Origin of the sequence: Novosphingobium sp. fls2-241-R2A-195, from assembly GCF_030209485.1 — a bacterium.
In the GTDB taxonomy this organism is placed as follows: domain Bacteria; phylum Pseudomonadota; class Alphaproteobacteria; order Sphingomonadales; family Sphingomonadaceae; genus Novosphingobium; species Novosphingobium resinovorum.
Genome location: NZ_JARVRY010000003.1, coordinates 84,864 through 97,392, shown reverse-complemented (window position 1 = coordinate 97,392; position 12,529 = coordinate 84,864). Strand labels below are relative to the sequence as shown.

Genomic DNA, 12,529 nt, shown 5'->3' with positions numbered 1-12,529 from the left:
GAGAAATCACCATCGGCCTCTTCAAGCCCATCGCGCCTGGTGCGCCTCTCGTCGACGTCCCCGACTTCCCCGGGGATTTCGGTCCCCTGCGCATGATCGACGGCATCGCGCCGGACGAGTTGTCCCATCGACTGTCGGCTTTTGCGCCCAGAAGCCGGCGCCGCCTCCTGGCCTATGAGCCGCGCCTCCCCACGACCGATGCAGTCGCGCCCTATCTCCGGCAGATCGACCAGGCCCGCATGTACTCCAACCAGGGGCCGCTGGTCAGGTCTTTGCAGAAGCGCCTGCAAACGTCCTTCGGACTGATCGACGGCAGCGTCATCACCACCAGCTCCGGCACGGCGGCGCTCATCGCCGCGATCATGGCCCATGCGGGGACCGCGACTCCGGGACGCCCTTATGCGGTTTGCCCGGCCTACACTTTCGTGGCGACTGCGGCGGCAGCCAGCCAGTGCGGTTACCAGCCCTACCTCGCCGACATCTGCGAAGAAAGCTGGACGCTGGACCCGGACCGGCTGGCGAACCATCCGCTGATCGAGCGGTTCGGCGTGGTCATCCCCGTCACGGCATATGGTCGGCCCATCGACGTCGAGCGCTGGGCGCGTTTCCAGCGCGAGACCGGCGTGAAAGTGATCATCGACGCCGCCGCCGCCATCGAGGCAGTCGCCGACGGTGCCATGGTCTGTGACGCACGCATTCCCCTCGCCCTCAGCTTCCACGCCACGAAGGCTTTCGGCTGCGGCGAAGGCGGCTGCGTCCTGTGGCCGGATCCGGCTCTTGCCGCCAGGGCATCGCAGGCGACCAACTTCGGCTTCATGGGTTCACGCAACAGCCAGACCGCCAGCCTGAACGGCAAGATGAGCGAGTATCATGCCGCCGTGGCCCTTGCCGAACTGGATGGGTGGGCTGTCAAGCGCGCCGATTTAAGCCGCGCAGCGCGTGCCTATCGCGCTGCGTTCGTGCAGGGAGGCCTGAACGCCGACACCCTGCTCACGGCGCCGCATATCGCATCCAACTACGTGGTCCATCGATGCGCCGATGCCACGACGGCGGAAGCCCTGCAGTCCGCTTTGGACATTGCCGGCATCGAGACGCGGTTCTGGTACGGGCGTGGCCTGCACTTGCACGACCATCTGGCAGACGTACCCCGCGACGAACTGCCCGTCACCGACCGACTTTCCGGCTCGCTGCTCGGCCTGCCGACGGGATCGGGATTGGCAGCGGCGGAGATCGCGCGGGTGGTCGCCGTGATCGCGGCGGAACAACACCGCGTGGCGATGATCGACGCGGTATCGCCTGTGGCCTGCGCCTCAGTCCCCGCGCCCGCTTGATAGGCTTAGCCTGTTAGGTTCAGACTGAGACGGCGACGGAGCCGCAAGGCCCCGCCGCCGCCACCGTGGCCCCACCCCCCGAGGCCCGGTTCGCAAGACAATCCTCACCAAGTGCCGCGACGCAGACCAGCGCCGCCTGGTCCTGCCAGCAGCGTCGCCGGGCCATGGCCTGTCCGGCCGCGATGGCGCGGTCGCGCCAGGCGGAGTCCGCCAGCACGGTGCGCACGCCGCGCAGCATGGAATCCACCGACAGTGGGTCGCAATAGATAACCCCCCGCCCGCACCGCTCCCACATCGACGGGATGTTCGAAACCACGACCGGGCAGCCGAAATGGGCCGCTTCGACCGGCGGTAACGGGCAGGCCTCGTAAAGCGAGGGGAACAGCAGGAAGCGCGCGTCGCGGTAGATGCGTGCGAGACTGGCCGCATCGTTGACCTGTCCGAGGAAGTGGATTCGGTCGGCAACGTCGTCCGGCACGTCGCATCGGGGCTGGCGCAGCACCCTGCCCGTCGCGCCGACGAAGACGAAGTGCAGCCCGTCTTCGCGTGCGAGGCGGATCGCCGCTTCAAGCGTACGCGCGAAATTCTTCCGATGTGACAGCGAGCCCACATAGAGGCCGTAGCCGGGCGGCGGCAGTCCCTCGACCTCGCCGGTGGAAGCGGCGATATCGGTGCTCCAGCCACCATTGGGCGCGACGCTGATGCGCGGCGCGGCGGCCGGAGCCAGCCGCACCAGGCGCTCGCGCTCCGTCTCCGAAACGGTGACGATCGCACGTGCAGCCCGCATCAGCAGCGGCAGCATCATCCGATGCCCGATCCGGTAGGTCAGCTTGTAGGCCCCGGGATGGTCGAGGAACGAGACGTCATGGACCATCACCACCACGTCGGTGTCACGCTCCGTCAGCGACCGCGCGGGCGCACTGTTGCCAAGGCACAGGAGCGTCCCGCCGCGCGCATAGCCGGGCAGATCGAACTGCTCCCACAGCACGCCGCCGAACCTGCCAACCGTCTCGACCTTTATGTAGTCCAGAGAAAGGCGCTGCACCCATGGCCCCGGCGGCGCCAGCAGCGTTACGTCTGCATCGACGGCCCCGCGCCCGAGCAGCCGGTCCAGCGCCACGGTGACCTCGCGGGCTGCGCGCTGCACGCCGGTCGCCTGCTGGACGAGGAAACGGCCGTTGATGAACAGACGAGGCACCGGCCGCTCCTCTCCCCCCGGCAAGTCATGGGACGAGCCGATGCGCGGATTTGCGTCGATCGATGCCTGTGTCGCCACGACATGTCCCCATGTTGCCACCTTGTGTCTAGCTTCGATAAATCGCGCATACCGACGACCGCTCCAACTGCACCATAAGGATTACTCCCATTTCGCGCGGAGAAATGGCAAGAAATGCTCCCAATAAAACGGTCGGTGAAAAACCTCAGATTAATCCAAATGACAAACCCGCTACCCCATTGGATTAATCAATCATGTCCATTTGCGCCGCCGCCCGAAGGGAAGAGACTGACACGAAGAAATTCAGTTCGCTGAAACCCAGGTACTTCGACAAGGACGCGGTTATCGTGGAAACATTTCGGTCCGAACCGCATCATCACCGGCCTTCTCGTCCATCTCATGCCGTCATTCCCGCATGACCAGGCTTGAAACGCAGGTCCGTGCCGAGGACGTCGCCGGGCAGCATTTCGACACGGTTGTGATCGGATCGGGCTTCGGATCGGGCTTCTTCCTGCATGAAGCGCTCAGGCATGGACGTGCCGGCAAGATTCTGGTGCTCGAATGGGGTGAGATCCGCAGCCATGCCGATCAGTGGGAAGACGGCCGGCAAAGCCGAATCGAACCGGGTTCGACGTTCGCCAACGAAGGCGATCATCCATGGAATTTCACGATCGGCTTCGGCGGCGGTACCAACTGCTGGTTCGCGCAGACACCGCGCTTCCACCCGACCGACTTCCGCCTGCACAACCTTTACGGAACCGGCCGCGACTGGCCGTTCGACTATGCGGAGCTGGAGCCGTTCTACTGCGAGGCGGAAGACATCATGGCTATCTCGGGAGACGAGGCGATGGCGCAGGTGCTGCCGCGATCGCGCCCCTTCCCCCAGCCGCCGCACCACCCCTCGACCCCGGATGCGCGGCTAAAGCACGCCCGGCCCGACCTGCACTTCGTCATGCCCACCGCCCGCGCCCGCGTGGCGACCGCGACGCGGCCGTCCTGCTGCGCCAACCATCGCTGCTCGCTATGCCCGGTCGATGCGAAGTTCACCGCCAACAACGGGCTCATGGACGTGTTCCAGCACGCTTCCGTCAGCGTCTGCCCTGGCGCCGAGGTCACCCGTTTGGAGGCGGCGGCAGGCGTCGCACGATCGGTGAAGTTCCGCTCCGGAGGGCGCGAATTCACCGTGCATGGCGACCTTTTCGTGCTGGGCGCCAACGCCATCCATTCACCCGCCATCCTGCTGCGCTCCGGTATCGACCGGGGACCGGTCGGCAAGGGGCTGCACGAAGCTTACGGCATCGAGGTTGAAGCCATGCTCGACGGGATCGACAACTTCGACGGCAGCACGATCACCACCGGGCTCGACTACGGCGCCTACGACGGCCCGTTCCGCAAAAGCTCCGGTGCCGTGCTGCTCTATTTCGAGAACCGCTGGAAGTTCGGTTTCCGGACCGAGCCCGGGCGCTGGCGACAGACATTGCCGATCGTCATCGTCGCAGAGGAACTGCCGGACGACCGGAACGCCGTCGTGCTCGGCCCGGACGGACGAGCCAAGGTCGTCGGCGGCGAACCCGGCGCTTATGCCCTCGCCGGTGTCGAGCGGGCCTTCAAGCAGTTGCCGGACATCCTTTCCGGCATCCCGGTGGAGCGCATAGAGCGCCGCTCCGTGCGGCCGACCGAAAGCCATTTGCAGGGTAGCCTGCGCATGGGCGGCGATCCGCGCGATTCCGTGGTCGACGGCGGGCAGGTCCATCATGACCTGCGCAACCTCGTCGTCGTCGGGTCGAGCGTGTTTCCGACCTGCTCGGCCAGCAACCCCAGCCTGACCGTCGCCGCCATGTCGATCCGCGCAGCCCGACAGGTGCTGGCATGAGCGGGATCAGCCGCCGCACCGCGCTGGTCGGGATCGGCGTTGCCGGAATCGGCATCACGGGCGGGCTCGCCGGGTTCGTGGCCGGCAGTGAAAGTGCGGACGCCATGCGCGCGATCCTGCACCGCCTTGCCGGTCCCTTCACCATGAGCGACACCGACTTCGCCCTCTTCGTCAAGGATTTCAGCGCCCGCAACGGTCATCTCGGCCACATGGAAGCGGGCGCGCTGCGCCTTCTGGAGACAGTCGGCGGCGCCAGGCGCCTGGCCCTGCAGCAGCCTGGCATCGGCAAGCGCTTCGATACCTTCGACCGCAAGCTGCTGACCGAATTCGTCCTTGCCACCGGGCACGACGGGTCCGCCGATCCGGGTCATCTGGAATACCACGGCCTTTTCGCCGACAATCCCTGCAGCAACCCTTTCGCGCAACTGGGCTGAACGACCTAGCTCCAAAGGGTTAGCCGCAAGTCCAAGACGACCAGAAATGATGACGCCTTCATAGAAATGGCTTCGGACAATTGCTGACCTGATACTTGGGAAAGGGCGCTTGCGGCGCGCCCGGCACATTGCGGATTCACCAACCGGATCGAAGGGGTCGATATGCACGATGCTTCAGAAGCCGAACGCGACAGTGTGAGGGCCGACAGTGTCAGGGACTGCCTTGATCGTATCGCACGTACCAGCGCAGACATCGACTACCGCGACTTCGCGCCCGTATCCCACCAGCTGGCGACGATCTACGGACGACTGGCGGAGCGCGGGCTGCCCGCCAGTACCGTGGCTGTGGCGATGCTGGGGGCAACCGTGAACTTCTACGAATGCTTCGGACTGTCCGCCGAACTGCCCGGACAGTTGCGCGCTCTTGCCGACCTGATGGAATACGGAGGGCCGCTGTCCTGAGCTTTCGGCTGCGCTTCCGATACCGCCTACCCCTTCGGTAGCCCCCCATTCGCCCCTCTTCGCCAAAGCGGCGCGATTCCATACCTTTGGTTTTGTTGCAGTGCCGTCGCGGTCATACGCGGCACGGGATACAGTCTGTCCGCAACCGGAAACAGGATCGTCCATGGAAGCCGCCGACCGACTGATGCTCGACGATCCATGCGAGGCGCCGTGCGAGAGTCTGCCTCCGACGAATGCACAAGACACTCACGATCAGCCGTCCGTTCAGCCGGAGCCAACCATCGACCATCCTGCCGATGATACCCCCGTCAATGACTGGCCCGCCGCTGTTCGGGTAGCCATCCTCAACGTCAAGTACAGCCCCAACCTGGGCGACGGCATCATTGCGGAGTGCCTCGAAGGCGAACTGCGACGCGCCGGTCCGCGCATCGAGCCGGCTTCCATCGACCTTGCCGGGCGCACAAGCTTCAGCACCGCGCACGGACGGCGCCGGGCCACGGCGCTGTCGATCATCGAGAGGCTTCCTGCCCGCCTGCGCACCGTGATGGTTCCCGCGCTGCTCCTGCTGCTGGTGCGCCATCGTTTCGCGCCGCGCTGGGCGAAGCAACTGGCCACGTGCGACAGCGTGGTTATCGGCGGCGGCGCGTTGTTCCAGGATGTCGACCAGAACTTCCCGATAAAGATCGCCGAAGCCCTCAAGCTTGCCAACGCGCGCCGCTTGCCGGTGGCGATCGCCAGCGTGGGGGTTTCCGGCGAGTGGTCCGACCGCGGGCGCGCGCGTCTGGCCGAACAGCTTCAGGCGGCGCGCCTGCTCTACGTCTCGGTACGGGACGAGCGCTCCGCTGCGAACTGGCAGGCGACGATGGGCCGTGAAGGTCTTGGTACGGCCAGGATCGCGCCCGATCCGGGCCTGCTCAGCGCCCGGCACTACGGTACTCCGCGCCTGTCGGGTCCGCCGCGCGTCGGCCTTTGCGTGACCGCGCCGATCGCGCTGCGCCTCCATCACGAAGGGGCGCACGACGATGGCCAGCTGGAGTCATGGATGCGCGCGGTCGCGCGCCAGCTGACGGCGCTGCGGCGAGAGGTCGTGCTGTTCACCAACGGCAGCCCCGAGGACCGCCTGTTCCGGGATCGCCTTAAGGCCAGGATCGGGCGCGAGCAGGGCATCTCCTTCGCCCCCGACTTTGCGGAACCGCGCGAGCTGGCCCATGCCCTCTCCGGTTTCGACTGCGTACTGGCCCATCGCCTGCATGCCTGCATCGTGGCCTATTCCTATCGGGTGCCCACGATCGGCTTCGCCTGGGACTGCAAGCTGCGCAGCTTCTTCGAGCTGACCGGCCGCGGCGCCTTCGTCGTCGATCCGCGCGAGGCGAGCCCGATGCACGTCGCCGACCTTGCGGTGACCGCTATCGAACAGGGCATCGAGGAGCAGATCCATACCGACCTGCTGCAAGGTGCCACTTCTGCCATCCACGCCCTCGCGCGCCAACTCGCGAGCGCAGCCGGAAGGACGTCGGCCGGATGATCGACCGTATCGTCATGATCAACGACCTGTCCAACGCCAAGGGAGGCGCTTCGCAGCTTGCCCTGGAGGCAGCCGTGCAGTTCGCGCGGCGCGGGCAGTCGGTGACCCTTCTGTGCGGATCGACCGGCAGTCGCGAACTCGAAGCCGAGGGCATCGAAGTCGCGGCGCTGGGGCATGGGCGGTTGCTGGAAGGCAGCCGCGCCAGGGCAATGGTCCACGGGCTCTACAACCGCCCGGCGGCGATGATGGTCGCCGACTGGGTCGCCCGGAACGATACCCCGCGCACCATATATCATGTCCACGGGTGGTCGCAGATTCTTTCGCCCGCGCTTTTTGCGGCGCTACGCCCGGTGCGCGAACGCATGCTGGTTCACGCGCACGACTTCTTCTTCACCTGCCCCAACGGTGCGATGTTTCATTTTGGCCGCGACGCGCCGTGCGGCGCCACGCCGATGAGCGCGGCCTGCCTCACGTCCGCCTGCGACCGCCGGGGCATCGTATCGAAGGCGTGGCGCAGCGCCCGTCAAGGCATCCAGAATCGCGTGCTGGGAGCAACGCCCCCGCCGCTGCTGCTGATTCACGGCGGCATGGCCCCGTACCTCGCCCGCTCCGGGCTGAGCGACGGCGATATGGCGGTCCTGCCCAATCCCGTCATCCCCTGGACCCTTGAGCGCATACCCGCCGAAGAAAACCGGGGTGTCCTATTCGTCGGCCGCATGGAGGCGACCAAGGGCATCGACCTCGCCGCCGAAGCCTGTCGCCGGGCCGGAGTGCGCCTGACCGCCATCGGCGACGGCGAGATGCTCTCCGACTTGCGGCAACGCTACGCGGAGATGGCCTGGATCGGCCGCCGCAAGCCTTCCGAAGTCGGCCAGTTCGCGCGGCATGCCCGCGTCGCCGTCATGCCCAGCCGCCATATCGAGCCGTTCGGGCTCGCCGCCGTCGAAGCGCTGTGGAGCGGGCTTCCGGTCGTGACCTCACGCGATGCGCTTATCGCGCCGGACATCGTCGCCGCAGGGGCGGGCCTGTCCGTCGACCCACGCGACGTGGCCGCTTTCGCCGCCGCGCTTTCCGCGATCTTCGCAGACGATGCGCGCGCCCGGGAAATGAGCGAGAACGCCCATCGCCACACCCGCGCCCTTGCCCTGCCTCCCGAAGCCTGGATCGACGCGCTGCTCGATGGTTATACCGCCTACCTCGACGGCGGCCGGGCCGGGCTCCTCGCGGCGGTCCGGCGCAGCGCCGGCAATGCGCCCGAGGTGCCGCCGACCGCCATCGTCCTGCCATTCCGCAATCGCCGCGCGGCGGGGAGAGTCTAGCCTTATGCGCATCCACGTCGTCTTCGCCACCGTCGGCCGCGCTGCTCTGCTCGCGCGCACGGTGGACCGCATCGCCGAGCAGACGCGCCTGCCCGACGGCATCCTCGTTTCGGCCACCGGCCCGGCCGACGTCGCGGGCGTCGAACGCGCACGCATGCCCGCCCGCGTCATGTTCGGAGACAAAGGCCTCTGCCGCCAGCGCAACGCGGCGTTGCGCGAACTCTCCACCGAAACCGACGTGGTGGTGTTCCTCGACGACGACTTCGTCGTCCATAACGACTACCTCGCGGTGATCGAGGAGACGTTCGCCGACCAGAGCATCGTCGGCGCGACCGGGGACCTGCTGGCCGACGGCATCCACGGCGAGGAAATCCCCTTCGACGCCGCCGCGCTGAGGCTGGACGGCCACACCCTGCCCGCCTTCACTCCGCTCAGGCCGCGACAGGCGCTCTATGGCTGCAACATGGCCGTGCGCGCTTCGGCCATCGACGGGCTGTGGTTCGACGAGGCGCTGCCGCTCTACGGCTGGCAGGAGGACATCGACTTCACCCACCAGCTCGGCAAGCGCGGCAGGCTGGTGTCGGGCGACCGGCTGACCGGCATCCACCTAGGCACCCGCAGTGCCAGGTCGCCGGGCAAGCGACTGGGCTATTCGCAAGTCGCCAACCTCGTCCACTTGTGGCGCAAGGGTACGATGCAGCCCAACCTCGGCCAGCGGCTGCTGGTGCAGAACCTCGCCTCGAACGCGCTGCGCAGCTTCTATCCCGAACCGCACATCGACCGGCGCGGGCGCCTGCTGGGCAACCTCATCGCGCTTCGAGACCTCATGACCGGCCGCATCGATCCGCGCCGGGTCGAGACGATGTGACCATGCTGCGCCCCATCTACTTCAACGGCAAATTCTATTCCGGCGGGCTGAACGGCGTCCACCGCGTCGCCGACCGGCTGATCCGCGAGTGTGACCGCATGCTGGCGCTGATCCCCCTTGAACACCGGCCCCGCGCCTATCTGATGACGGCGACAAAAGCCGACTGGGTGCCGCCACTACAAGCCATAGAGCGACGTGACTACGCGCGAACCGACCAGTTCTGGGAACAGGTCATTCTGCCGCTGGCGAGCCGCGACGGGGTGCTGGTGAACCTCGCCAACCTCGCGCCGATCGCCCACCGCAACAAGATCACGATGATCCATGACGTGCAGTTCCTGTTCTCCGACTGCGGCTATCCGGCCCGCCAGCGGATCGGCTATCGCTGGCTGACGCCGCTGCTGGGGCGATCGAGCAAGGCGACGCTGACCGTCTCGGAATTCTCCCGCCGCCTGCTGCACCAGCATGCCATCGCCGATCAGGGGCGCACGCGCGTCATCGCCAACGGGGCCGACCACATCCTCGACGCGGCCGAGGACAACGGCCTGCGCGAACGCCTTGGCCTGATACCGGGGAGCTACGCCGTCCTGTTCGGCAGCCCCAAGGCTTACAAGAACAATGCGGTCGTCTTCGACGCCTTCTCCTCCGGCGCCGCCGCCCCGACCCGGCTGGTGGTCGTCGGCCCGCAGCGCGAGGCGCTCGCCGCGTCGGGGCTCCGTCCGCCCGAGGGCACGATCTTTGCCGGACGGCCTGATGACGGCGAACTCAAGAGTCTTCTCGGCGGCGCGGTGGCGATCCTGTTTCCCTCGCGCACCGAAGGCTTCGGGCTCCCCCCGCTCGAAGCGATGCTGTGCGACTGCCCCGTGGTCGCCAGCCCGGCCGGCGCGATCCCCGAGGCTTGCGGAGACGCCGCGATCTACGCCGGCACCGACCGCCCGGACGAGTGGGCCGAGGCCATCGTGCGCCTGCGCAGTGATCCAGCCCTGCGCGCCTTCAAGATCGCACAGGGTCGCCGCCGCGCCGCGCGCTTCACCTGGAAGGCGGCGGGCTCCGGCCTGATGGACGTCATCAAACAGGTTTCAGGAGGACAGCCGCGATGAAGCACGCAGGCCCGACCATCGACGTGGTGATCCCGACCTACAACCGCCGGGACCTGCTGCCCGAGGCCATCGCCAGCATAAAGGCGCAGACCCTGCCGGTCGCGCGGATTTTCATCGTCGACGACGGCTCTACCGACGGCACGATCGAATGGGTCCGCACGCTGGCGCAGGACGATCCGGCGATCGAACTGGTCGAGATGCAGCACGGCGGCGCCAATGTCGCGCGCAATGCCGGGATCGCGCGGGCGCAGTCGGAATGGGTCGCCTTCCTCGATTCCGACGATGCGTGGGAGCCGGATAAGCTGGAGCGCCAGTTCGCACTGCTGGAGGAACGGCCCGATCTGGTCGGCCTGTTCTGCGGATTTCGCCTCGTCGGCATCAAGGTGGAGAAGATCCACCGGCCGCGCGACAATCCCTCGCTGCTCGACTTGCGCTGCGCCAATGGCCTCGGCAGCACGTCGGGCGCGGTGATCCGGCGATCGGCGCTGCAGGAGGCAACCGGGTTCAATCCGGAGCTGCCAAGCTGCCAGGACTGGGACTTGTGGTTCCGTTTGCGCCGTATCGGACCCATGGGGGTTGCGCGCCTGCCACTGGTGCGGTTCAACTGTGGCCCGCACGAGCGGATCACGACCAACATGAACAAGGTGCTCTCCGGCCACCGCGCCATCTTCGCCAACCTCCTCGCCGACGTCGAGCGTGCGGGCGAACGGGCGCGCATCCGGTCGCAGCACAAGCTGGTGGAAGCCGAGATCAAGCGCCGCTTCGGCAGCAACGGCGCGGCGCTGTGGCTGATCCTGCGCTCCTTTCTTCAAGCCCCGAGCAAGCGGGCACTGGCGGTCGGCTGGCGCACCACACGCGGCATCTGGGACGACCTGCGCCAACCACGCCCGGCCAGCGCCGCATGAGCAAAGTCGGTGTAGCGCGCGGCGCCGCAGCCCTCGGGGCAACGCGGATAGCCACTAACCTCGCCAACCTAGGCGCGCTGGTCGTGCTGGCGCGGCTGCTCACGCCGCAGGACTTCGGCCTCGTCGCCATTTGCACGACGGTGCTGGGTGTACTGGTCGCGCTGACCGAGCTGTCGGTCGGATCGGCCCTCATCCAGCGCGACGAGGTGACGCCCGCGCACATCGACAGCGCCTGGACCATGTCGTTGCTGCGCGCGGCCCTCATCGCTGGCGGCTTCGCGCTGGCGTCCGAACCGCTGGCCCGGCTCTACGGCGACGACAGGCTGGCGCCGCTCTTCGTGCTGTCGGGCATCACCGGCGCACTGGCGGGGCTCACCAATCCGCTCGTTTCGCTGCGGATGCGGGCGATGAATTTCCGGCCAATGATCATGCTGCAGATCGTGCAGAAGCTGTCGGCGCTGGCGATCTCCGTGGGGCTGGCACTGTGGCTGCGCAACTACTGGGCTATCGTGGTGGGATCGGCGATCGGCGGCGCGCTGGGCACGGTGCTGAGCTACCTCGTCGTGCCTTACCGGCCGCGCTTCACCCTCTCGCGTTCGCGCGACCTGCTGGGCTTCTCCAGCTGGCTGTTCCTCGGCCAGGTGATGAACGTGGTGAACTGGCGCTTCGATCAGCTGGTGATCGGCCTGTTCCTGCCGACCGCACAGCTGGGCGCCTACTCGATGGCCGACAACGTCTCCGCCATCCCGAGCCGCGAGGCGACGACGCCGCTGGTCCAGACCCTGTTTCCCAGCTTCGCCCGCATGCAGGGCGACCGCGCCCGGCTGCGCACCGCCTACCAGACCGCGCAAGGCGCGATCGGCATCGTCGCCTTGCCGATCGCGGTCGGCTTCATGTTACTCGCCGACCCGATGGTGCGCGTGGCGCTCGGGCAGAAATGGCTGATCACGGTACCGCTGATCCAGGTTATCGGCTTCAGCTACGCGCTGCAGACGCTGGTGACCGGATCGCGCCCCCTGGCCATGGCCGAAGGGGCCACCCGCACGCTCTTCGTGCGCGACGTCTGGGGACTGGCGCTGCGCGTCCCTTGCGTGACGGTCGGGCTTATGGGCTGGGGCCTGATGGGGCTGGTCTGGGGACGGCTGCTGAGTTCGGTGCTGGGCCTGTTCATCACGTCCGCGCTCGTCACGAAGCTGACGGGACTCCCCATTCTCGATCAGATGAAGGCGCATCGGCGTACCATCCTGGCCGTGGTCGTGATGGCGGCGGCGGTACTGGCGGCCGATCACGAACTGCTGCAAGTCGGTGCGATGCCCATCGCACGCATCGCCGTGCTCGCACCCTTGGGCGCGCTGACCTACCTCGGCATGCTCCACCTGCTGTGGATCGGCAGCGGGCGAAGCGCGGGCGCGGAGGCCGAACTGCTCGGCCTCGCACGCACCGCGATCGCCCGCTTCAGGAAAGGGCGAAGGGCCCCGGCGATAACCGGGGTCTGATCC

Annotated in this window: 11 protein-coding genes; 10 read left to right on the top strand and 1 reads right to left on the bottom strand. The window is 67.3% G+C overall.

Features of this window, described 5'->3' with window-relative positions; genetic code table 11:
• Positions 1 to 92 precede the first annotated feature (92 nt).
• Entirely contained in the window at positions 93 to 1,331 is a 1,239-nt protein-coding gene (locus QRN25_RS02465) for a DegT/DnrJ/EryC1/StrS family aminotransferase (RefSeq protein WP_285017310.1), read from the top strand.
• Positions 1,332 to 1,350: 19 nt separating this feature from the next.
• Here QRN25_RS02465 and QRN25_RS02460 read toward each other — a convergent pair whose 3' ends face one another.
• Positions 1,351 to 2,607 carry a glycosyltransferase family 4 protein gene (locus tag QRN25_RS02460; protein WP_285017309.1) on the bottom strand — a complete coding sequence of 419 codons (1,257 nt, stop codon included), beginning with the start codon at positions 2,605 to 2,607 and terminating at the stop codon, positions 1,351 to 1,353.
• Between the two features lie 355 nt (positions 2,608 to 2,962).
• Here QRN25_RS02460 and QRN25_RS02455 point away from each other — a divergent pair, with 355 nt between their 5' ends.
• From QRN25_RS02455 to QRN25_RS02415, 9 genes are all read left to right on the top strand, one after another.
• Positions 2,963 to 4,420: a GMC oxidoreductase gene (locus tag QRN25_RS02455; RefSeq protein ID WP_285017308.1), complete on the top strand. Its 1,458-nt coding sequence runs from the start codon at positions 2,963 to 2,965 to the stop codon at positions 4,418 to 4,420.
• Positions 4,417 to 4,854, top strand: coding sequence for a hypothetical protein (locus QRN25_RS02450; protein ID WP_271183888.1), 438 nt, complete (start codon positions 4,417 to 4,419; stop codon positions 4,852 to 4,854). Before QRN25_RS02455 ends, QRN25_RS02450 begins: the two co-directional genes overlap by 4 nt.
• Before the next feature lie 162 nt (positions 4,855 to 5,016).
• Complete coding sequence (locus QRN25_RS02445) at positions 5,017 to 5,316, top strand: hypothetical protein (RefSeq protein ID WP_271183887.1); 300 nt, start codon at positions 5,017 to 5,019, stop codon at positions 5,314 to 5,316.
• 163 nt (positions 5,317 to 5,479) lie between these two features.
• Positions 5,480 to 6,841: a polysaccharide pyruvyl transferase family protein gene (locus QRN25_RS02440; protein WP_285017307.1), complete on the top strand. Its 1,362-nt coding sequence runs from the start codon at positions 5,480 to 5,482 to the stop codon at positions 6,839 to 6,841.
• Positions 6,838 to 8,160: a glycosyltransferase family 4 protein gene (locus tag QRN25_RS02435; protein WP_285017306.1), complete on the top strand. Its 1,323-nt coding sequence runs from the start codon at positions 6,838 to 6,840 to the stop codon at positions 8,158 to 8,160. The genes QRN25_RS02440 and QRN25_RS02435 overlap by 4 nt, the downstream gene beginning before the upstream one ends.
• 4 nt (positions 8,161 to 8,164) lie before the next feature.
• Entirely contained in the window at positions 8,165 to 9,028 is an 864-nt protein-coding gene (locus QRN25_RS02430) for a glycosyltransferase family 2 protein (RefSeq protein ID WP_285017305.1), read from the top strand.
• A gap of 2 nt (positions 9,029 to 9,030) precedes the next feature.
• Positions 9,031 to 10,125 (top strand): glycosyltransferase family 4 protein, encoded by a 1,095-nt coding sequence (locus QRN25_RS02425; protein ID WP_285017304.1) that lies wholly within the window; start codon positions 9,031 to 9,033, stop codon positions 10,123 to 10,125.
• Positions 10,122 to 11,030 carry a glycosyltransferase family 2 protein gene (locus QRN25_RS02420; protein WP_285017303.1) on the top strand — a complete coding sequence of 303 codons (909 nt, stop codon included), beginning with the start codon at positions 10,122 to 10,124 and terminating at the stop codon, positions 11,028 to 11,030. Before QRN25_RS02425 ends, QRN25_RS02420 begins: the two co-directional genes overlap by 4 nt.
• Positions 11,027 to 12,526, top strand: a complete 1,500-nt coding sequence (locus tag QRN25_RS02415) for a lipopolysaccharide biosynthesis protein (protein ID WP_285017302.1) — start codon at positions 11,027 to 11,029, stop codon at positions 12,524 to 12,526. The genes QRN25_RS02420 and QRN25_RS02415 overlap by 4 nt, the downstream gene beginning before the upstream one ends.
• The last annotated feature ends 3 nt before the right edge of the window (positions 12,527 to 12,529 follow it).

What these genes read in the sequence shown, in the direction of transcription:
- QRN25_RS02440 (WP_285017307.1), top strand. Translation starts at nt 5,480, where the DNA reads ATGGAAGCCGCCGACCGACTGATGCTCGACGATCCATGCGAGGCGCCG.
- QRN25_RS02430 (WP_285017305.1), top strand. Translation starts at nt 8,165, where the DNA reads ATGCGCATCCACGTCGTCTTCGCCACCGTCGGCCGCGCTGCTCTGCTC.
- QRN25_RS02450 (WP_271183888.1), top strand. Translation starts at nt 4,417, where the DNA reads ATGAGCGGGATCAGCCGCCGCACCGCGCTGGTCGGGATCGGCGTTGCC.
- QRN25_RS02435 (WP_285017306.1), top strand. Translation starts at nt 6,838, where the DNA reads ATGATCGACCGTATCGTCATGATCAACGACCTGTCCAACGCCAAGGGA.
- QRN25_RS02415 (WP_285017302.1), top strand. Translation starts at nt 11,027, where the DNA reads ATGAGCAAAGTCGGTGTAGCGCGCGGCGCCGCAGCCCTCGGGGCAACG.
- QRN25_RS02445 (WP_271183887.1), top strand. Translation starts at nt 5,017, where the DNA reads ATGCACGATGCTTCAGAAGCCGAACGCGACAGTGTGAGGGCCGACAGT.
- QRN25_RS02465 (WP_285017310.1), top strand. Translation starts at nt 93, where the DNA reads ATGATCGACGGCATCGCGCCGGACGAGTTGTCCCATCGACTGTCGGCT.
- QRN25_RS02425 (WP_285017304.1), top strand. Translation starts at nt 9,031, where the DNA reads ATGCTGCGCCCCATCTACTTCAACGGCAAATTCTATTCCGGCGGGCTG.
- QRN25_RS02455 (WP_285017308.1), top strand. Translation starts at nt 2,963, where the DNA reads ATGACCAGGCTTGAAACGCAGGTCCGTGCCGAGGACGTCGCCGGGCAG.
- QRN25_RS02420 (WP_285017303.1), top strand. Translation starts at nt 10,122, where the DNA reads ATGAAGCACGCAGGCCCGACCATCGACGTGGTGATCCCGACCTACAAC.